Genomic DNA, 18748 nt, shown 5'->3' with positions numbered 1-18748 from the left:
TACGTCACGGACGAAGAATGGTGCGGCCCCTGGCGCGGGCATCGACGGCGGCGCGGCTGAACAGCATCGGCTGCATCTCGCCCTGGATCCAGGACGCGTAATGGTCGCGATAATGGGAAGAGCGGGGGTCGTTCGACTGGCCCGGCAGGTTGAGCATCAGCGAATTGTCCCAGGCGCCGACATCGATCACCTGGAAGTAGCTGGCGCCTCCGCTGACATTCCATCCCCGGCCGCGGCGCACCCAGCGCGCCATGACGGTGTAGGAATCGCCGCCCGATCCCCCGCCTTCGATCGGCGGGAAGGCCGCGGCGATGGCGGGAATGCGCGACAACGGATGCTGGATCCTTACCTGGTGGAGCGTCCCCCAGCGCCAGGCGGCGGGATCCGGCCCGAGCTGCTCGCGCGCCGAGCCCCAGGCGGCGGCGAGCGCGGCGTCGAACAAGGCGTCGCGTGCCGCGGCGGGGTCGGGGCCGAGCCGCCGGTCGGGATCGGCCAGCAGGCCGAGCAGCACCGAAGGCGAAATCTCGTCGACCAGGGCGCGGGCCCGCTCGGGCACGAGCGCCGCGAGCATGCGCTCGCCAAGCTCGCGCCACAGGATCTGGAACAAGGCCGCCGGTCCGCTGTCGGCGTCGAGCCGTCCGTCCCAGCCGCGCAGCATCGCGATCGCCGGCTGCGCCCCGGCCGAGCCCCGGGCGGGCAGGAGCGCGATCAGCTGCCGGGCCGGGGTGGACAGGGTATCGTGCAGCAGCGCGATGCTGTCGGCGAGGCTGTGCCTGGGCTGAGCGGAAAGCACAGACGCGACCCGCTCGTACCGATAGGGATCGCGGAACGAAAAGGCCGGAATGCGATCGCGCGGCCAGCCTTCCGGAAGGTTGTTCTGATTGGCCGAAGCGAACCAGCCCTTGGCCGGATTATATTCGCTCGGCAGCGACCGGAAGTCGCGCAAGCCCGTCCAGTCGTAGCGCCCGTCGCCGGGCACCGGCATCAGGCCCTCTCCCTTGCGCCGCACCGGCACGAACCCGATCACCTGCCAGCCATGGTTCCCGTCCACGTCGGCATAGTGGAAGTTGGTCGGCGAGGGGTGGAATCGGAAGGCGCCGCGCAGGCTCGCCCAGTCCCGCGCCAGGTTGATCGCGATCATCGCGAACGCACCGCTGGCGCCCGGCTGCAGCTCCACCGCGGCGAGGGCGGTGGCGCGTCGTCTGGCGGGATCATGCGAAACCACCGGTCCCTGCACGGCATAGCGCAGCGTCGCGGAATGCGGCGCCCCGCCCTTGACCGGGACCGAGATCTCGACCCGTTCGAACCGGCGCCAGCCGTCGCCGTGGCGATAGCGCTCGGGATCATCGGGGTGCAGCTCCAGGACGAACAGATCCTCCTGGTCGATATGGAAGTTGGTGCGGCCGAAGGCGAAGCGGTCGGTGTGGCCCTGCATGATCCCCGGAAGGCCCGGGGCGCCGCCGCCGATCACGTCCAGCCCGGGAGCGCTCAAATGGGCGACGTGGCGCGGGCCGAAGCCGCCAATGCCCAGATGCGGATCGTTGGCGAGGATCGGCCTGCCCGTCGCGGTGCGCGAAGGACCGACCGTCCAGGCATTGCTGCCGGCATTGGAGCGCTCGTCCGTGCCGGCCAGTGGAGAGGGTTGGGGGCCGGGTTCGGGCTCGGGCACGAGCGAGCCGAACGGCAGCCCGCCAAGCCGCAGCACGCCCAGATCCGCTTCCGACACGGCCGCCGCATTCAGGCCTTCGGGCACGCTGAGCGGCCATTCGGGCCGCAGCGGGGCCATCACCGCGTCCAGCTCGAGCAGCCCCATTCCGGCCAGGCGGGCGCGGCGAACCTCGTCCTCGACGCCACCGAACGACGTTCCGCGTGCCAGCACCATTTCCCGCACGTCCCACTTCAGCGGCCTGACGCCGAGGATGGCATATTCCAGCGGCAACAAGGCGGGATCGCCCAGAACCTCGTCGATGCGCGCGTTGATTCCGGCCGCATAAGCGCGGGCGCAGGCAAGGATTTCCGCCGGCACGCGCGCCAGCTCCGCGTCCAGATCGCCGCGAAAATGGAACAATCGGGCCGCCGCGTCATGGGCGGCAAATTCGGCACCGAAGGCTTCGGCCAGCCGCCCCAGCTCGCGCCGGTGCGCGAGGTCGATCTGGAACAGCCGGTCGCGCGCGACCACATAGCCCTGGCCGAAGAAGGCGTCGGGGATCGACTGGGCCCGTATGTGGGGGACTCCGTAAGGATCGTCGACGATTTCGAGAGGTGCCGTCAGGCCGGCGGCGCCCACGCGATGCGTGCGCGATACCGGCACCGCGCCCGTGGCGGCGGCAGGCAGGAGCGCCATCGTCGCGGCCGAGCCGAGCAGGAACGAGCGGCGGTCGAGCATCGCAATATTCCCCCGTGCGTGACGGCCCAGCTTAGCGATCACTTGCGGCGCGCGTCACATCACAAGCGGTCGGGCGGCCATAGGGACAAGCTATGGCCGCACCGAAGGGGAAAGAGGCTCATCCCCTTCGCAGCGGGCGTCGCGACGCGCCTCAAAGCCATCCCGCCGATCGCAGGGCCGGAGCCCCGCTACGGCTGATCGGGACGATCGACCCGTCGGTAAGCTCCAGCTCGCCGCTCGCGCGCCGCCAGCGGGCCGCCTTGATCGCTTCGGCCGATACCCACCAGGACCGGTGCACCCTGAATCCATGGGCGCCGCTGAGCTCGGCGAGGGCATCGGAGAAACGCAGGCTGATCAGCTCGATTCCGGCGTCGGTGTGGACCCGCACATAATGATCATGCGCCTCCAGCGCGAGCAGTGCCGCCGTGCGGCGCCCCGCCGACAGGCGCCGGCGAAAACGGGCCTCGGCGTGGGGCAGCGGAGGGGCGATCACGGTTCGGGTCTCGACGATTCGCCGGGGCGGCCGCCGAAGCAACGTCAGCAGGCTCATCATGGCAAGGGCGATGACGAAGACCTGCCAGAGCAGGTCGAGGTAGATCATCCCGGAAAAGCCGTGGTCATGGCGCAAGACGAGAACCATGGCCGCCAGCACGAGGAATGCGACCGGCGGAGTCATGGCACCGGCCGCGACGAGGGCCCGGACCCAGCGGTCCCTTATCCGGGAGCGAAGCGCAGCCGCTATCCCCAGGCCGATCAGACCGCCCGCCACGATCGTGAAGAGCCAGAAGAGATGTCTCGCCGCCACCGGCTCGCGAGCCGTTCCGTAAGGCCCCGTAACGCCGAGAAAGAGGGCGATCACGAGCAACAGGCCGAGATCGGCGACGATCCCGGGGCGAGGCCGGCGTGCCCAAGCGGCCGATATCCTATTCAATCCTGCACCGTCCACGCGCCGCCTGCACTGCTCGCGAAGCCGACCATGGCGACCGCTGCGGCCACCCGGCAGATGGTCGGCGGACCGCCGGCCCGCCCGGCGAGGAGGGCCGGCGCGCTGCCGTCGAAGCACAAGCGGCTCGCATGAGCGCGAGTGCGGCGCAAGTGCGCTTCAAGCCTCCGCCGGTGCGGGCCGCCTGGAGCCGCACCGTTCGCGCATGAACTGCACCACTGACGAACGCCAGGCTGGCCGACCTTCCTCCGACACGTCACGTCCCGGCGGCGGCCAGGAGGACGGACATCATGAACAGGCGTCTGGCGATTCGCGTTCTTGCAGGCGTCGCAGGCCTGCTCGCCGCCGCAGGCGCGGCATGGATCGTCACCCTTCCTCCAGTTCCGGCGGCGAGCGCCGCCGCGGCGCCGGTGCCGGCGCAGGAGACGGCCGCCACCCTGTCGGCGCTGCGGCCGCCCAAGCGCCGGCGGCCGCTGATCGCGATCATCGGCATCAACGACGCCACCGAAACGACCGACTATCTCATGCCCTACGGCATATTGCGGCGAGCCGACGTCGCCGATGTGGTGGCGCTGTCGACCGAACCCGGCCCCGTCGACCTTTACCCTGCCCTTAAAGTGGTCCCGCAGGCGACCGTGGCCGAGTTCGACCGGGACCATCCGCGCGGCGCGGATTATGTGATCGTTCCGGCGATGAGCCGGGACGACGATCCCGCTGCCTTGCAATGGATCAGGAGCCAGGCCGGCAAGGGCGCGATCACGATCGGAATATGCGCAGGCGCAAAGGTGGTCGCCGCCGCCGGGCTGCTCGACGGCAGGCGAGCGACGACCCACTGGTATTACCTGCGCGAGATGCTCGAGCGGCACCCGACGATCCAATATGTCCGAAACCGCCGCTTCGTCGTCGACCGGGGTGTCGCCACGACGACCGGGATCACCGCCTCCATGCCGATGATGCTGACGCTCATCGAGGCCGTTGCAGGCCCCGAGCGGGCCGGGGCGGTCGCCCGGGACCTTGGGCTCTCCACTTGGGATGCCCGTCATGACAGCAGCGGATTCCTTCTCTCCCGGCCCTTCGTGACGACGGTCATGGCAAATGCGATTCCCTTCTGGAATCGCGAGCAGTTCGGGATCCGGCTGACCCCCGGGATCGACGAAGTGTCGCTCGCGCTGGTGGCGGATGCGTGGTCGCGGACCTATCGATCCACGGCGGTGACCTATGCTGCGTCCGCCGATCCACGGCGGAGCCGCAACGGCCTCCTCATCCTCCCCGACCGGGTCGAATCGGGCTGGGCGAAGGCGCGGACTCTTCCGGATCCTTCGCGCCAGCGGCCGGCCGAAGCGCTCGAGCAGGCGCTCCAGGCGCTGTCGCACCGTTTCGGGCCCCGGACGGCTGCCATGGTCGCGATGCAACTGGAATATCCTCGATCCGGCTCCGGGCCCCGAGGCAGCCAATGATCGATCTTCCGGGCACGCGACCGAAGGGCGGACTAGCCGTGGGACGAGGCGATCATGATCGGAGCCGATGGATCGCCCCATGCCGTCGCAGAGGAGCCATATGTGAGCAAGTTGAACGTCGATCGATCATTCGCTCCGGGGGTGGGGCGGTGACGGACCGTCCGGCCCGTTGCGCGTTCCTACCATAGTGGTGACGCACAGGCCTCCAGCCAGCCTCCGCGAGGCCAGCGTCTACCTATACGCGCCGAACCTCGAAGTCGCGATCGAGACCGCCACGCAGGCCGCGGCCGGTCGCGACGTCGCCGTGATGGGCGGGGCGTCGCTGATCCAGCAGGTGCTATCGGGTAACCTCGTCGACTCTCTCCAACTGCACGTCGCGCCGGTGATCTTCGGGAGCGGTCTGCGCCTGTTCGAGAATCTGGAGGAGCAGCCTCGGAACCTGACCCTGAGCTCCGCTGTCGCGACCGCCTCCGCGATGCACCTGCTCTACACGATCGAGCGGAGCTAGGGCTCATCCGCCGCTCGCCATCGTCCCGGACGGAGGTCTCCGAAGGCGCGATCGGGCCTATTCGCGGCCGGCGGCGCTGTTCAGGATCCGTGCTCCGTAGCGAGGGCCGGTACGGCCGGTCAGGACGTAATCGCGCATCATCGGGAAATAGCCCTCCGGAGCGCGGGTCGACACGCGAGAGCCATCGGCCGCGATCTCGTATCCGTACATGCCGTGCTCGGCGTCGGCGAAGATGGCCGTCGTGATCGGCCGTCCCGCTTTCTCCAGCTCGGCGAGGCGGCGCGACGTGCCGGCCACCGGAGCGACGAGGTCCTCTTCGGCCAGGATCCACAATTGCGGCGTGTCGAGATTTCGGAGCACCGGCAAGGGATCATAGTAAAGCGATATGTTCGGCGCGAGCTTCGGGCCTTCGCGGCGGAGCTGCTCGGGCGGCATTCCGAGGATCATGCCGACGAAGCTGCCGCCGGCATGGGCGAACCAGGGTTCGTCGGCATAACGATCGCGAACGTCCGCGAGCCGATCGTAGCCGGACTGGAAATTGCTATCGATCACCGCCTCGACGGCCTGTGAGATTTCCATGGCGCCGGCGATCGCTTCGGGCCCGAAGCCATGCCGCCTCAGCGCCGCGACGATCAGCTCGCGTTCCGCCGCCGCGGGCGAGACGGCGAGGCCGAAGCTCACGATGATGAAATCGACGGGATCGATTTGAGCGGCGAGCGGCGCCACCCATCCTCCCTGGCTGCCCGCCTGATAGCCGATGCGGGATATCCGGCTGCCGCCCAACCGCCGCGCTTCATCGGCTGCCGAGATCGCGTCGGTCGCCAGCGTGGCGTAATCATGAGTATATTGTCCGGTCGAAGCCCCCGTTCCACGCTTGTCGTACACGAAGGCGCCGATCCCGGCAGCCGGGAACATTCGTTGCAGCGCATAGGCTTCGCGCGCCGACATGCGTTCGGCGCCGTGGACGAGGACCACGACCGGAACCGGCTGGTCACCTGGAGGCATTATCAGGCGCCCCGCCAGAACGGCACCGTCTACCTCGAAACGGGTCTCGGCGACGTCGAACTTCATCCGCTCACCCCGTCGACCGTCGAAGACGATCGTATCGCGCGCGCAATCGAACGAAACTTGCACGCCATCCGGGCGACCGGTCCATCCCAGAGTGCTGGCCCAGCCGCCGCCGGGCGTGGCGGCAAGGGCACCGGTGGTCCCGTCGGGCCGGCGCCAACGAAGAGCGGCGCCGTCCGCGGGCGCGACATCGACGAAGCTCCCGTCCGGGAGGGAATAGGCCCCGATGGCGCAATGTTCGGGCGGCGGATCCTGCGGCGGAGCGGCCGCCGCGAGGGCCATCGCCAAAGGCAACATCACCAGATTCATGCCGCGACCCCGCCATGCCTATTCAAGGAGCGCGGTTTATGTAAAGATTTACATATTTATGTCAAACGCTGCTGCCGAGCTCGAGCCGGGCAAGGATTTCGTTCACGACCAGCGCGCTGTCTACCTCGCCCACATCCTGCGCCGGCTTCCCGAAAGGCTGCGCAACCAGGCCAGTTCGGACGGCGCTTGCTCACGAGAAAGCCCGCCGACCGAGGAATGATCGGCGCGGCCGGACATGGCGCACGGATCGTAGCTACGGCCGTCGTGGAGCGCGATTGCCTCGATCCTCCCGCCGCCTCGGCGTCACGCCATTCTTCGCGCCTGTCGGAACCGCGCATATCGCTGGAGCAGGTCGTTGATCAGCTGATCGTTGGTGAAGCCGGTGACGTCGTGCGGCTGGTCGCCCTCCGTGTAGACCAATGCGCGAAAGTGCTGCGGGTCGGAATCCTGGGTCCGGCGCGTCTCTGCCCAGGCGAAGGTCGGCGCGCGGAAGGCGCGAACGCGGATGGCGTATCGAAACATGCCTCGTTCGCCGTGCGGCACGGTGAGGTCGAGATGGTCTTCGTCCTCGGCGAGCTCGGGGGACAGGCCCTGCTCGCGCATCTGCGCCGCCACCGCTTCGAGCGCCGGCCGGGCCGTCCCGGCCAGGAAGCCCCGGACCTCGCCGCGGCCGTGAAAACGAAGGATGCTGGACAGCCTCTGCTGCCACCCCATGCCCGTGCCTGTGCCCGAGGCGGTGGCTAGCCCCACCGGAAACCCCGTCGCCTCCATCTGAAGCGCGCGAAGAAGTCCGTAGCAGATGAAGATCATGACGACCGCGAAGGGTAGGGCGCTGGCGATGGCGGCGGTCTGCAGCGCCTGGAGGCCGCCAGCGACCAGCAGGACCGCCGCGACCGTCCCCGCGCACAGGGCCCAGAAGACGCGCTGCCACACCGGCGGGTTTTCGGCGTCGCCCGAGGTGATGATGTCGATCACCAGGGAACCCGAATCCGCCGAGGTGACGAAGAAAGTGATGACCAGCAAGGTAGCGAGGCCGGAGGTGATCGCCGTCAGCGGAAGCGCGTCCAGCATTTCGAACAAGGCGATCGGCAGATTGTCTGCGACCGTGTCGGCGATCGGCGCGGCGCCGGCGAGGTCGAGCGCGATCGCGCTGTTGCCGAACACCGTCATCCAAAGGAAGGTGAAGAGTACCGGCACGAGCAGCACCCCCGTCACGAACTCGCGGATCGTACGCCCGCGCGAGATGCGGGCGATGAACATTCCGACGAAGGGCGACCAGGCGATCCACCATCCCCAGTAGAAGAGCGTCCAATCGCCGAGCCACGGATTGGGCTCGTAAGCGTACATGCGGAAGGTCCGCGGCACGACCTCGCTCAAATAGGTCCCGATATTCTGGACGAAGGCCTGGAGCAGGAACACGGTCGAGCCGGTAAAGAGGATGAACGCCAGCAGGATCACCGCGAGGATGATGTTGAGCTCCGAGAGGCGTTTCACCCCGCGATCCAGGCCAAGCACCACCGAGACGGTCGCCATGCCCGTGATCACCGCGATCAGCACCAGCTGAGCCAGGGTCGAGGTCGGGAGCCCAAAGAGATAGCCGAAGCCTGCATTCACCTGCAGCACGCCGAGGCCGAGCGACGTCGCCACTCCGAACATCGTGCCGAGCACCGCGAATATGTCGATGGCATGGCCGATCGGGCCGTTAATGCGCTCTCCGATCAGCGGATAGAGTGCCGAACGTACCGCGAGCGGGAGGCCGCGGCGGAAGGCGAAATAAGCGAGCGCCAGGCCGACAATGATGTAGATGGCCCAAGCGTGCAGGCCCCAGTGGAAGAAGGTCAGCACCATCGCCTGGCGGGCCGCTTCGATCGTCCGCCCCTCGCCGACCGGGGGCAGCGCATAATGCTGGATCGGCTCGGCGACGCCGAAGAAGATGAGGCCGATGCCCATCCCGGCGCTGAACAGCATCGCGAACCAGGACAGATAGCCGTAATCGGGCTCGCTGTCGTCCGGGCCCAGTTTCACGTCGCCGTAGCGGCTGAGCATCAGGAAGATGACGAACAGCAGGAAGCCGGCAACCGCGAGGATGTAGAACCAGCCGAAATCCTCGACGATGACGGCCTGGACCGCGCCGAACATTCGTCCCGCCTGGTCCGGCAGCAAGGCGCCGAACAAGGCGAAGGCAAGGATCAGCGCGGCCGAGACGAAGAAGACCGGCGGATTGACCTGCATCCTGCGGCCGACGCCCGGATCGGGGGATTCCTCCGGCACTGGTTCGCTCATGGAGCCTCCGGGCTCGCGACGGCTTTCGTCAGCGCGGTAACGAGATGGGGCGGCATCGGTTGCCCCTTTGTCCCGGACGCCGTCGGCGGATCAGGCCGCGTTCAGCCGCCTCGCGCCTTCGGTCGCGTCCGCGGCGGCCACCGGGGCGGCCGGATCGCGACCGTAGATACGATCCAGCACCCGCGCCGTCTCGACGAGACCTTCGGTCGACTGGTCGAACCTCGCGCCGGCGGCCAGGCGGGCAGCCCAATCGGCGGCGGCGCGGCCGCCCCATGGATCGGGAGGCGAGGCGAGGCGCTCGCGGGCGGTGCCGCGATAATGGTCGGCGGTGAAGTCGTAGAAGGACCCGTCCACGTTGCGCAGCGCCGCGCCGCCCTCGGTGCCGTAAAATTCGGCCGAGATGACCGCGTCGCAGCCGACCTGGAGGCGCCAGGAGCAGGCGACCCGCACCGTCGCGCCGTTTGCGAGATCGAGCGTCACGACCGCATGGTCCTCGACCTCTCCCGCTGCAACGGGCCGGCCCTGAGCGTAGAGGCGGGCCGAGACCTCGCGCACCTCGGGAAAGTGGAGCATCCACAAAGCCAGGTCGACGAGGTGGACGCCGAGATCCATGACGCAGCCGCCGCCCGATTGGGCCGGATCGTAGAACCAGCCCTTGTCGGGGCCGTAGCCGTTGTGAAAGACGAGGTCCGCCGCATAGAGGCGGCCAAGTGCATCGCCGTCGGCCAGAGCGCGGATCTTCTTCATGCCTTCGGTGTGGCGGTAGGACAGGTCGACCCCGAGCAGCAGATCGGCGCGGCGAGCCGCCTCGACCACGCCTTCCACTTCCGCCGCGGTCCGGCCCAACGGCTTCTGGCAGAAAACCGCAGCGCCCGCTTCGAGCGCGCGGACGGACTGACCGGCATGGAGCGCACTCGGCGTCGCGATGACGATTCCGTCCGGCCCCAGATCGAGCATGGCGTCGAGGTCGGGCACCCGCCTTGCGGCGGGCGCGAGCCGCAGGGCCTCTGCGGCCGCTTCGTCGCTCGGGTCCGCGACGGCGACAGCCTCGACGGCGCCGCCGGCGAGCATCGCTTCCATCCGGTGGCGGCCGATCCAGCCGACACCGAGGAAGCCGATCTTCGGACGCGGGCCTGCGGCGTTCATGAAAGCCTCACCACCGCCTTAAGGAAACCCTCCGGACGGTCGCGAGTGGCGTTCAGCGCGTCGCCCAGGCCCTCCAGCGGATATTCGTGGGTCAGCAGTTGCGACGGGTCGAGGCGGCCGCTGGCGATCTGGGCGACCGCCTCGGCCATGCCGCGGCGCGCCACGGCCGGGTCGCGCTCATGCGCGTTGATCACGTCGAAGCCGCGCCAGTTCCACAGCTGCATGTTGACCTGTCGCGGACCGTCCTGGTGATAGCCCGCGACGACCAAGCGCCCGCCCTCGGCGGTGAGCTCGGCGGCGAGATCGAGCGGCCATTGCATTCCGACCGCCTCGATGACGCGTTCGCACATCCGGCCGTCGGTCAGCTCGGCGACCCGTCTGACGATACCATGATGGTCCTCGAGCGGGATCGTCTCGGCGGCGCCCATCCGACGCGCGAGGTCGAGCGAGAAAGGCCGGCGGGAGATGGCGATCACCCGTGCGCCCGCTTGCGTGGCGAGGCGGGTCAGCACGGCCCCCAGGAAACCGATGCCGACGATGGCCACCGTCTGGCCGGCCTCGATCGCGCTTCGGCGGAAGATGTTCATCGCGCAGCCGAACGGCTCGCCGGGGAAAGCCAGCCCGTCGAGACTGGACGGCAGCGGCACCACCGCATCGGCCGCGGCGACGTCATATTCGGCATAGCTGGCGAAGCTCAAGGCGGCGACCCTGTCGCCAGGGACCAGCCCGGTCACGCCGTCGCCGAGCGCATCGACGATTCCCCAGCCTTCGTGGCCGAGCGCACCTGGATCGGTGGGGAAGCGCATCCATTCCGGCCCGGCCCAGGGGGTAAGGTTCGAAGCGCATACGCCGCAGCCTTCCAGGCGGATCCGGACTTGGCCGGCCCGGGGCTCCGGCACCGGCGCCGTTTCGATCCTGAGAGAGCCCGGGCCGGTCAGCACGGCGGCCCGCATCGTGCCGGGACCGCTCATTCCGCCGCTTCGACCAGGGGCGCCCGGCCGCCTTCGCTCCTGTCCTCGGGCTGGTGCCGCCCGAGCCGCAACGCTTCCTCCTTGGCAAACCAGGCCGTGGTCACTCCGAGCCCTTCCTGCAGGCTGACCCGGGGCCGCCAGCCGAGCAGCCGGGCCGCGCGGGCTATATCGGGCTGCCGCCGCCGCGGATCGTCCTCGGGCAGAGGGCGGTGGACGATGCGCGAGTCCGATCCGGTCAGCGCGAGGACGCGCCGTACGAGGTCGATCACGGTGAGTTCGTTCGGGTTACCGAGATTGACCGGAACCCCGACGGCGCGATCGCTGACCATCAGCCGCATCAGCCCGTCGACCATATCGCTGACGAAGCAGAAGCTGCGAGTCTGTGTGCCATCGCCATAGACGGTGATGTCGTCACCGGCGAGCGCCTGGCAGATGACGTTCGACACGACGCGGCCGTCGTCCGGACGCATGCGGGGGCCGTAGGTGTTGAAGATGCGCGCGACGCGCACGTCGCCCCGGCCGCTGCGCAGATAATCGAAGGCCAGCGTCTCTGCCGCCCGCTTGCCCTCGTCATAGCAGGCGCGCGGCCCCGTGCAGCTCACCCAGCCGCGATAGGTTTCCGGCTGCGGATGCACTTCGGGATCGCCATAGACTTCGCTCGTGGAGGTCAGCAGCAGGCGCGCACCGGTGCGCTCGGCGAGCTGGAGCATGTTTCGGGTACCGAGCACGTTGGTCAGCATCGTATGCTCGGGGTCCGCCTGGTAATGCGGCGGTGAGGCTGCGCAGGCGAGATGGTAGATCTGGTCGAAGCGGGCGCGCCCGTTTTCGAGCCGGTAGGGCAGGCGGTCGATCACGTCGCATTCGAACAGTTCGAACCGTTCCTCGCGCTCGAGATGGGCGATGTTCTCGCGCCTCCCGGTCATGAAATTGTCGAGGCAGACGACGGTTGCGCCCTCGGCGATCAGCGCATCGCAGATGTGCGACCCGATGAAGCCGGCGCCGCCGGTCACCAATATGGTCCTGGACCTGTCATTCTTCATGATCGGCTCCCTCTCCGGAGTCCTGTTGATTATGGTCTTGTCATCGCTTGCGCGGGCCACCCCGGCTTCGTCGATCAGCGTCTCGAGCGATCGGGCCCGATGGGCCGAGGTGTGCGAGGCGAGAATGCGGGCGCGGGCCGCGCGGCCGATCGATCCGGCCTCGCCGTCGGGGGTCCGCGCGAGTCGGGCGGTGACGTCCTCGGTCGTGTCGGCGAGCAGGATTTCGCGATCCGGCAGGAGCAGGCTGTCTAGCCCGTCCCACCGATCCGAGATGACCGGGACGGCGCAGGCCGCGGCTTCGAACAGACGCACCGAAGGAGACCAGCCGGCAGCAATCATGTCGGCACGGGTGACGTTCAGGGTGAAGCGCGAAGCGGCGTAGAAGGCCGCATGGTCCGCCGGCGCGACATGGTCGATCCGCTCGACATTGGCGGGCCAGTCGATCCCTTCAGGATATTGCGGACCGGCGACGGCGAAGCGCAGATGCGGCAGCCGGCGAGCCGGTTCGATAAGCAGTCGCTCCAGCGTCGGCTGGCGGTCGTCGCTATAGGTTCCGAGATAAGAGAGGTCCCACTTCTTCGGGACCTGGAGCGGCGGGTAGGCGGCCGGGTCGACGCAGCAATAGAGGGCGCGGGCGGCGGGCGATCCATAGTCCCGCTCGATCCGCTTTAGCGTGGGCCCGCCGGTGAAGGAGAGATAGAGGTCGAAGCCCGGGATGAGGTCGGGCGCGAGATATTCGTGATCGTCCCGCTCCAGCTTCGCCAGCGTCACAGGCGTGTCGATATCGTAGAAGGCGGTGACGCCGCGCGCGGTGCGCTGGACGAAACGGCCGACCTCGACCCCGTCGGGGACGTAGGAGCCGACCATCACCGCGTCCGCCGAGGCGATCTCGTCCGACCAGCGGGCGAGCTCCTCGGGAGTCCGGTAGAAGGCCAGACTGCAGAAATCCGGCCGGGCGAGGTCGCGATGGGCGCGGTACCAGGGCACGTCCCGTTCGAGGAACAATATGTCGTGGCCGCGGGCCGCGAACGCCTTGAGCAGCGAGCGGTAGGTGGTGGCATGGCCGTTGCCCCAGGAGGAGGACAGGCTGAGACCGAGGACGACCAGCTTCATGCCGCATTCCTTTCCGGGCGCGCCGCCTTGCGGAGGATCGCGTCGACCTGAGCCCCGCGACGGGCGTAGCTATGCTCCGCACGGACTCGTTCCAGCGCCGCCTTGCCTATTCGTCGGGCCACCTCCGGCGTGAGGCCGCGCAAATGATCCGCGACGTCGGCGCCGTCGCGGGCGACCAGCACTTCCTCGCCGGGCTTGAGGAACATCTCGATCCCCTCCCACGCATCCGTGATCAGGCAGGCTCCGGCGCCGGCCGCTTCGAACACGCGGGTGGCCGGCGAGAAGCCGATATCGGCCATGCTGTCGCGCGCGACGTTGAGCACCGCCCGGGGAGTCGCGTTGAACGCGTTGTGCTCGCGTGTGTAGACGTGGCCGAGATGGCGGACATTGGACGGCATCGTCTTGGTCTCCCACCCATTGCCGCCGATCAGGAAGGCCCGATCCGGGAGCGAGGCGGCGGCCTTGAGGAAGAATTCCTCCACCCGCGCCTCGCGATCGGGAAGCCTGTTGCCTAGAAAGGCCAAATCGGAAGCGAAGCGCGGGTCGGGCTCCACCGGATGATGGGTGGAAGGGTCGAGCGCGTTGTAGATCGGGACGCAACGGGCGGCGCCGAATCCCTGATAGGCCGCAACCACCGGCGGCCCGCCACCATAGGTCAGCACCATGTCGAGGGCGGAAAGGGCGCGGCGCACCGGATGGCCTGCGTCGCCTCGCATCTCTTCGAGGGTCGCGGCGGCATCGACGTCCCAGAACAGACGGAGCGCCCCTTCGCGGCTATGGTCGATCACGCCCTGGAGCAACTCGGCGTCGAACACGCCGACGCCACTGGCCTTGACGACGATGTCGGCCTGCTTCGCCTCGGCCAAAACGCGCCGGAGGCCGTCCGGGGTCGCGTCCCACACGACCACCTTCGCCCATTCGGGGGGGTCGATGTCGCGATGCTTCTGCCGATCGAAGGCGTCGGGTTCGTAGAAGGTGATTTCATAGCCGCGCGCGGCGAGGTCGCGCAGCAGGCCGCGATAGTAGGTCGCCGCCCCGTTCCAGTAGGAGGAAAGGAGGCTGGAGCCGTAAAAGGCAATCTTCATGCAACTTTCTCCAATCGATTTCCGCGCAGCCGCCCGGCGATCGAGACGAGCTCGGCGGCGCGGTGGGCGCAGCTGTGGCGGGCGCGGATCGTCTCCAGCCCGTGCGCCGCAAGACTTCGGCGCAGGTCCGCGTCGGCTGCGAGGGCCCGCAGGTGCCGGGTCATGGCGGCGCCGTCGGGGGCGACGAGATAGTCGGTTCCGGGCCGGAACAGATGCTCGCTGTCGCTCCACGGGGCGGTGACCAAAGGAATGCCACAGGCCAGCGCCTCGAACATCCGGATCGTCGGGATTCCGGGAAGCAAGGCGGCATAGAAGCGGCGCGGAACGTGGACGGTGGCGAGATGGCGCGCGAATATCTCCGGCGCGCGGGCATTGGCGAGCCATCCATGGTAAGCGGCGCCTTCGCGCTTCAGCGTTCGTTTCGCGGCCTCCGGATAGCGAACGCCATAAATGTCGAGCGGCAGGCCGGCCTCGCGCGCCGGTTGGAGCAGATATTCCTCGAGCTCGCGTGTGCGCTCGCCGTCGCCCCAATTGCCGATCCACACCAACCCTTCGCGGGTCGTGGGCTGCGTCGGAGGGTGAAACAGGCGCGTGTCGGCCGCCTCGTGCCAGACGAAGACGTCGTCGCCCCAGCCCATCTCGCGGTAGACGCGCGCGAGCGATTCTCCAAAAGCGAGGATGCCGTCATAGGCCGGAAGATTGCAGCCCCTGAGCTCGTCGGGCGCCGAGACGGCGCGGTGATGGGTGTCGTGGAACAGCAGCAGGAAGTCGCCGCCGCGGGCGCGCAGGCGTCCGAGCCGCGCGACCAGATCCGGGTCGTTCCACTCGTGGACAAGGACGAGGCCCGCGCCATCGACCATTTCCTCGAGATCCGCATCGGGCCCGTAACTGCGCGAGGAAAGCTCCGGATAGGCATCGCGCCAGGCGGCGAGGCCCGCTTCGCCGTGGTCCGCGAGAAGATTGGCGAGGCTCCACGCGCCCTCGGGCTCCCAGACGGCGACGTCATGGCCCGCGTGGATCAGCTCGCGAAGGACGCCGCGCAGGAAGTGGGCGTTGCCGTGATTCCAGCAGGAGCGCAGCGAATGGGTGAAATAGACGATCCTCATGCCGCGGCCACCATCGTCCCGGACTTCCCCTTCGGAGCCCGCTCGGCCTTCACCAATCCCCGGTAGATCTCCGCCATTCGGGCGGCCATCGCCTCCGGCGTGTAGCGCGCCGCACGGGCCTTGGCGGCGCGGCCGCGGGCGGCGCGCGCGAAATCGTCTCCCGCCAGATCCGCAATCGCCTCGGCAAAGCCATCCGCGTCGGTGGGGGGCACGAACACGGCCGCATCCTCCCACAGCTCGCGGAAGGTGGGGATGTCGGACAGTACCAGGGGGCAGCCGGCCATCGCCGCCTCCAGGACGGCGAGGCCAAACGGTTCGTACAGGGCGGCAGAGGCGAAGACCGGGCGAGCCGACAGCCAGCGGCCTATCTCCGCTTCCTCGATCGAGCCGAGGCAATGGAGATGTTCGAACGTGGCAGTCGCGCCGTTGGGCCCGGTGGTCGGCCCGGCAGCATGGAAGGGAATGCCGATCCGAGCGGCGGCCGCGTCGAGGGTCGCCAGATTCTTGCCCGCGTCCCACAGACGGCCAGCGGTGAAGCAGAAATCATGCCCCGCGGCCTCGGGCAGCCGGAGCGGGGAACGGCCGTTGAGCACCGTCGCAGGCGCCTCCGCGAGGCGGTAGCAGCGGCGCACTGCCTCGCCGAAGGCAGCGCTGGGCGTCACGACCTTGTCGGCGTTCGCCAGGCCGGCGGCGACGCGGCCGGTCCGCCAGACGAAATCCTGCGGAAGGTCGGTGCCGTGCACGGCCTCCCACCAGGTGGCGACGCAGCTATGCATGACGGCGGCCAGCGGCACCGGGAAGCTTATCCCGGCGGCCAAAGCGGGCGAGTTAAGCTGGACGAGATCGGCGCCGACCTCGCCGGCCAACTCGGCGATCCGCTGCCCGGCCCGCGTGAGCGCGGACGGGTCCTCGGTCACCCAGTCGAGCGGAAGGCGGGTGTCGACCAGCCTCGCCCCAGTCCCCCGCGCGGCTGCCTGCTGGACCGGGGTGGGGGAGGGGCCGAGCACAGCCAGCGTGATATCGATGTCGAGCCGGCTCAGGCCGCGGGCGAGATCAAGGCCGTAGGTCCAGACGCCGCCGACCGCATCGGTCGTGACCAGGACGCTGAGGCGCTTGGTCATGCCCGGGCCTCCGCAGCCGCGAGCGACGTCTTGTGCGGCGCAGTATTGGCGGGTTGCCGGTCGCTTTCGAGCCATTCGGCGAGCCGGGCGACTCCCTCGCGCCAGGGCACCGGCGACGAAAGGCCGAGCGTGTCGCGCACGGCCCTGGTGTCGGCGACGAAATAGCGCTGGTCGCCGGCCCGCCAATCCTCGTGCCGCACCGAGACCTCGCGGCCGGTCAGAGCTCCGATATGGGCGATGAGTTCGCGCAGCGACACGGCATTGGCGGGGCCGCCGCCCAGGTTGAAGGCGCGCCCGGCGACCCGTTCGATTCGCCGCCAGGCGGCGAGATAGGCCTCGACCGCATTGGAGACGTCGAGGATGTCGCGCACCTGGCAGCCGTCGCCATAGAGCGTGATCGGCGCGCCCTCGAGAGCCCGGATCAGGAAATGAGCGACCCAGCCCTGATCTTCCGTTCCCATCTGCCGCCTGCCGTAGATGCAGCTCATTCGCACCACGGCGGTCGGCAGAGCGTAGCTGCGGCAATAATCGAGCACATATTGATCGGCGGCGCCTTTGGAGCAGCCATAGGGCGTGTGGAAATCGAGCGGCCGGGTCTCGTCTATGCCGTGCGTGCGGACCCCCGCGTCGCCCGGGACATAGCGTTCGTCTTCGAGAATGAAGGGGATGTCGGCGAGGTCCCCATAAACCTTGTTGGTCGACGCGAAGATCAGGGGGACCGGCTCGCCCCGCATGCGCAACGCATCCAGGAGGTTCAGCGTGCCGCGCAGATTGATCTCGAAATCCTCGCGCGGGTCGGCAAGGCTGGTGGTGACCGCCACCTGGGCGGCCATGTGGAAGACGGCCTGGACCCCGGCGGCGGCGCGGCGCAGCTCGTCCTCGTCGCGGATGTCGGCGACGATGGGCACGATCCGCGCGCCGTGCCGCTCTCGAAGCCAGCCGAGATTGCGCTCGACCCCGGGCCGGGCGAGGGAATCGTAAACGATTACCTCGTGCCCGTCCGCCGCAAGGGCGTCGGCGATGTTGCTGCCGATGAAGCCTGCGCCGCCGGTGATCAGGATCGGGGCGGACGTGGCGGGCGATCTCATGCCACCAGCCCCCGCGCTTCCAGCTCGGCGCGCGCCTCGTCGACGCGGTCATGCGCAGTCTGGGCGGCGACCCATTCGGCCAGCTCGGCCAGGCCCTCGCGGAAATCCTTTCGGGCGGTAAAGCCGAGCCTATCGGCCGCCTTGCCCCCGTCACAGAAGCAGTGGCGGATGTCGCCGACCCGGGACTTGCCGACGATCTCGGGCTCTACATCGTTCCGGCCCATCGCCAAGGCCAGCTCGCGCGCCACTTCGGAGACGCTGCGGTCGCGGCCAGAGCCGATGTTGAACACCTCGCCATTCGTCTCGGGCTTCTCCAGCGCATCGGCGAAAGCCCTTGCGACGTCGCCGACATAGACGAAGTCGCGGCGCTGCTCGCCATCTTCGAAGATCATCGGACGCTGGCCATTGAGCAGGCGCGATGCGAAGATCGCGAGTACGCCGGTATAGGGATTCGAGAGCGCCTGACCCGGCCCGTAGACGTTGAACAGCCTGAGACAAACGCCTTCCATGCCGTAGGCGCCGGTCATGATGAGGGTCTGGCGCTCCTGCGCATATTTGCCGAGCGCGTAGATCGAGGCGAGGCTGGGGCGTTTCCATTCAGGGGTCGGCACCGGACGAAGCGGGCGGCCCTGACGGTCCAGCGGATCCCAGCCCTCGGCGGCGGAGACGCGCGGGCGGCGCTCGGCATCCTCCACCGGGCGGCCGTCGGCATCGAGATAGAGGCCCTCACCGTAGATGCTCATCGACGACGCGGTGACGACCCGGCGTACGGGGCGCTCGATCAACCTCTCGAAAAGGACCGCGGTGCCGAGTTCGTTTACCGAGGTGTAGCGCTCGACCGCATACATGGACTGGCCGACCCCGACCTCGGCCGCGAGGTGGATGACTGCATCCACGCCGTCCAGCGCCCGAGCGACCACGTCGCGGTCGCGGACATCGCCGCGGATAAGCTCGGCTTCGGCCGGAAAATCCGCGGGGACGCCGCCACCATGGACCTGGTCGATCAGACTGTCGAGCACCCGGACCTCGTGCCCGCGCCGCAGCAGTTCGCCCGTCACGGCCCTACCGATGAAACCGGCACCTCCGGTTACGATTATTCTTTCAGGCAACTTCGAGTCCCCCGT

At 68.6% G+C, this 18748-nt stretch carries 16 protein-coding genes; 3 read left to right on the top strand and 13 right to left on the bottom strand.

Annotation, left to right across the window (positions count from 1 at the left end; all coding sequences use genetic code 11):
* Positions 1 to 4: 4 nt before the first annotated feature.
* The 3 genes from EKM57_RS01875 to EKM57_RS21730 all read right to left on the bottom strand — a co-directional run bounded on the left by EKM57_RS01875 (position 5) and on the right by EKM57_RS21730 (position 3481).
* Positions 5 to 2386, bottom strand: a complete 2382-nt coding sequence (locus EKM57_RS01875) for a penicillin acylase family protein (RefSeq protein WP_129790746.1) — start codon at positions 2384 to 2386, stop codon at positions 5 to 7.
* Positions 2387 to 2537: 151 nt separating this feature from the next.
* Positions 2538 to 3317 carry a LytTR family DNA-binding domain-containing protein gene (locus tag EKM57_RS01870; protein ID WP_206185260.1) on the bottom strand — a complete coding sequence of 260 codons (780 nt, stop codon included), beginning with the start codon at positions 3315 to 3317 and terminating at the stop codon, positions 2538 to 2540.
* Entirely contained in the window at positions 3314 to 3481 is a 168-nt protein-coding gene (locus tag EKM57_RS21730) for a hypothetical protein (protein ID WP_165357146.1), read from the bottom strand. Before EKM57_RS21730 ends, EKM57_RS01870 begins: the two co-directional genes overlap by 4 nt.
* Before the next feature lie 138 nt (positions 3482 to 3619).
* Here EKM57_RS21730 and EKM57_RS01865 point away from each other — a divergent pair, with 138 nt between their 5' ends.
* The gene (locus EKM57_RS01865; RefSeq protein ID WP_129790745.1) at positions 3620 to 4786 is read left to right on the top strand and encodes a DJ-1/PfpI family protein; all 1167 of its coding nucleotides are present in this window, start codon (positions 3620 to 3622) and stop codon (positions 4784 to 4786) included.
* Positions 4787 to 4976: 190 nt separating this feature from the next.
* Positions 4977 to 5294, top strand: coding sequence for a dihydrofolate reductase family protein (locus EKM57_RS01860; protein ID WP_165357145.1), 318 nt, complete (start codon positions 4977 to 4979; stop codon positions 5292 to 5294).
* Between the two features lie 57 nt (positions 5295 to 5351).
* Here EKM57_RS01860 and EKM57_RS01855 read toward each other — a convergent pair whose 3' ends face one another.
* A complete protein-coding gene (locus EKM57_RS01855) occupies positions 5352 to 6671 on the bottom strand; it encodes a S9 family peptidase (protein WP_129790743.1) in 1320 nt (439 codons plus the stop codon).
* A 58-nt stretch (positions 6672 to 6729) separates the two neighbouring features.
* Here EKM57_RS01855 and EKM57_RS21725 point away from each other — a divergent pair, with 58 nt between their 5' ends.
* Positions 6730 to 6891, top strand: coding sequence for a hypothetical protein (locus EKM57_RS21725; protein WP_165357144.1), 162 nt, complete (start codon positions 6730 to 6732; stop codon positions 6889 to 6891).
* An 83-nt stretch (positions 6892 to 6974) separates the two neighbouring features.
* On the opposite strand, the gene EKM57_RS01850 is transcribed toward EKM57_RS21725, so the two are convergent.
* From EKM57_RS01850 to EKM57_RS01805, 9 genes are all read right to left on the bottom strand, one after another.
* A complete protein-coding gene (locus EKM57_RS01850) occupies positions 6975 to 8954 on the bottom strand; it encodes a BCCT family transporter (RefSeq protein WP_206185259.1) in 1980 nt (659 codons plus the stop codon).
* A gap of 90 nt (positions 8955 to 9044) precedes the next feature.
* Positions 9045 to 10100: a Gfo/Idh/MocA family protein gene (locus EKM57_RS01845; protein ID WP_129790742.1), complete on the bottom strand. Its 1056-nt coding sequence runs from the start codon at positions 10098 to 10100 to the stop codon at positions 9045 to 9047.
* Positions 10097 to 11071: a zinc-binding dehydrogenase gene (locus EKM57_RS01840; protein WP_206185258.1), complete on the bottom strand. Its 975-nt coding sequence runs from the start codon at positions 11069 to 11071 to the stop codon at positions 10097 to 10099. The genes EKM57_RS01845 and EKM57_RS01840 overlap by 4 nt, the downstream gene beginning before the upstream one ends.
* On the bottom strand, positions 11068 to 13224 hold the full coding sequence (locus EKM57_RS22750; protein ID WP_371414110.1) for a bifunctional glycosyltransferase/UDP-glucuronate decarboxylase: 2157 nt from the start codon (positions 13222 to 13224) through the stop codon (positions 11068 to 11070). Before EKM57_RS22750 ends, EKM57_RS01840 begins: the two co-directional genes overlap by 4 nt.
* Complete coding sequence (locus tag EKM57_RS01825; protein ID WP_129790741.1) at positions 13221 to 14309, bottom strand: glycosyltransferase; 1089 nt, start codon at positions 14307 to 14309, stop codon at positions 13221 to 13223. Before EKM57_RS01825 ends, EKM57_RS22750 begins: the two co-directional genes overlap by 4 nt.
* Positions 14306 to 15415, bottom strand: a complete 1110-nt coding sequence (locus tag EKM57_RS01820) for a glycosyltransferase (protein WP_129790740.1) — start codon at positions 15413 to 15415, stop codon at positions 14306 to 14308. The genes EKM57_RS01825 and EKM57_RS01820 overlap by 4 nt, the downstream gene beginning before the upstream one ends.
* Positions 15412 to 16536, bottom strand: coding sequence for a glycosyltransferase family 4 protein (locus tag EKM57_RS01815; protein WP_129790739.1), 1125 nt, complete (start codon positions 16534 to 16536; stop codon positions 15412 to 15414). The genes EKM57_RS01820 and EKM57_RS01815 overlap by 4 nt, the downstream gene beginning before the upstream one ends.
* The gene (locus EKM57_RS01810; RefSeq protein ID WP_129790738.1) at positions 16533 to 17624 is read right to left on the bottom strand and encodes an SDR family NAD(P)-dependent oxidoreductase; all 1092 of its coding nucleotides are present in this window, start codon (positions 17622 to 17624) and stop codon (positions 16533 to 16535) included. Before EKM57_RS01810 ends, EKM57_RS01815 begins: the two co-directional genes overlap by 4 nt.
* Positions 17621 to 18733: an NAD-dependent epimerase/dehydratase family protein gene (locus EKM57_RS01805; protein WP_129790737.1), complete on the bottom strand. Its 1113-nt coding sequence runs from the start codon at positions 18731 to 18733 to the stop codon at positions 17621 to 17623. Before EKM57_RS01805 ends, EKM57_RS01810 begins: the two co-directional genes overlap by 4 nt.
* Positions 18734 to 18748 lie beyond the last annotated feature (15 nt).

Origin of the sequence: Sphingosinicella sp. CPCC 101087, assembly GCF_004151485.1 — a bacterium.
Lineage (GTDB): Bacteria > Pseudomonadota > Alphaproteobacteria > Sphingomonadales > Sphingomonadaceae > Allosphingosinicella.
The sequence above is the reverse complement of the archived record's forward strand: the minus strand, read 5'-3'. Positions and strand labels throughout refer to the sequence as shown.

Excerpts from the sequence above, each read along its gene's own strand:
- EKM57_RS22750 (WP_371414110.1), bottom strand. The coding sequence starts at position 13,224 with ATGAAGCTGGTCGTCCTCGGTCTCAGCCTGTCCTCCTCCTGGGGCAAC.
- EKM57_RS01825 (WP_129790741.1), bottom strand. The coding sequence starts at position 14,309 with ATGAAGATTGCCTTTTACGGCTCCAGCCTCCTTTCCTCCTACTGGAAC.
- EKM57_RS01865 (WP_129790745.1), top strand. The coding sequence starts at position 3,620 with ATGAACAGGCGTCTGGCGATTCGCGTTCTTGCAGGCGTCGCAGGCCTG.
- EKM57_RS01810 (WP_129790738.1), bottom strand. The coding sequence starts at position 17,624 with ATGAGATCGCCCGCCACGTCCGCCCCGATCCTGATCACCGGCGGCGCA.
- EKM57_RS01855 (WP_129790743.1), bottom strand. The coding sequence starts at position 6,671 with ATGAATCTGGTGATGTTGCCTTTGGCGATGGCCCTCGCGGCGGCCGCT.
- EKM57_RS01815 (WP_129790739.1), bottom strand. The coding sequence starts at position 16,536 with ATGACCAAGCGCCTCAGCGTCCTGGTCACGACCGATGCGGTCGGCGGC.
- EKM57_RS01850 (WP_206185259.1), bottom strand. The coding sequence starts at position 8,954 with ATGAGCGAACCAGTGCCGGAGGAATCCCCCGATCCGGGCGTCGGCCGC.
- EKM57_RS01840 (WP_206185258.1), bottom strand. The coding sequence starts at position 11,071 with ATGAGCGGTCCCGGCACGATGCGGGCCGCCGTGCTGACCGGCCCGGGC.
- EKM57_RS01820 (WP_129790740.1), bottom strand. The coding sequence starts at position 15,415 with ATGAGGATCGTCTATTTCACCCATTCGCTGCGCTCCTGCTGGAATCAC.
- EKM57_RS21725 (WP_165357144.1), top strand. The coding sequence starts at position 6,730 with ATGTCAAACGCTGCTGCCGAGCTCGAGCCGGGCAAGGATTTCGTTCAC.
- EKM57_RS01875 (WP_129790746.1), bottom strand. The coding sequence starts at position 2,386 with ATGCTCGACCGCCGCTCGTTCCTGCTCGGCTCGGCCGCGACGATGGCG.
- EKM57_RS01845 (WP_129790742.1), bottom strand. The coding sequence starts at position 10,100 with ATGAACGCCGCAGGCCCGCGTCCGAAGATCGGCTTCCTCGGTGTCGGC.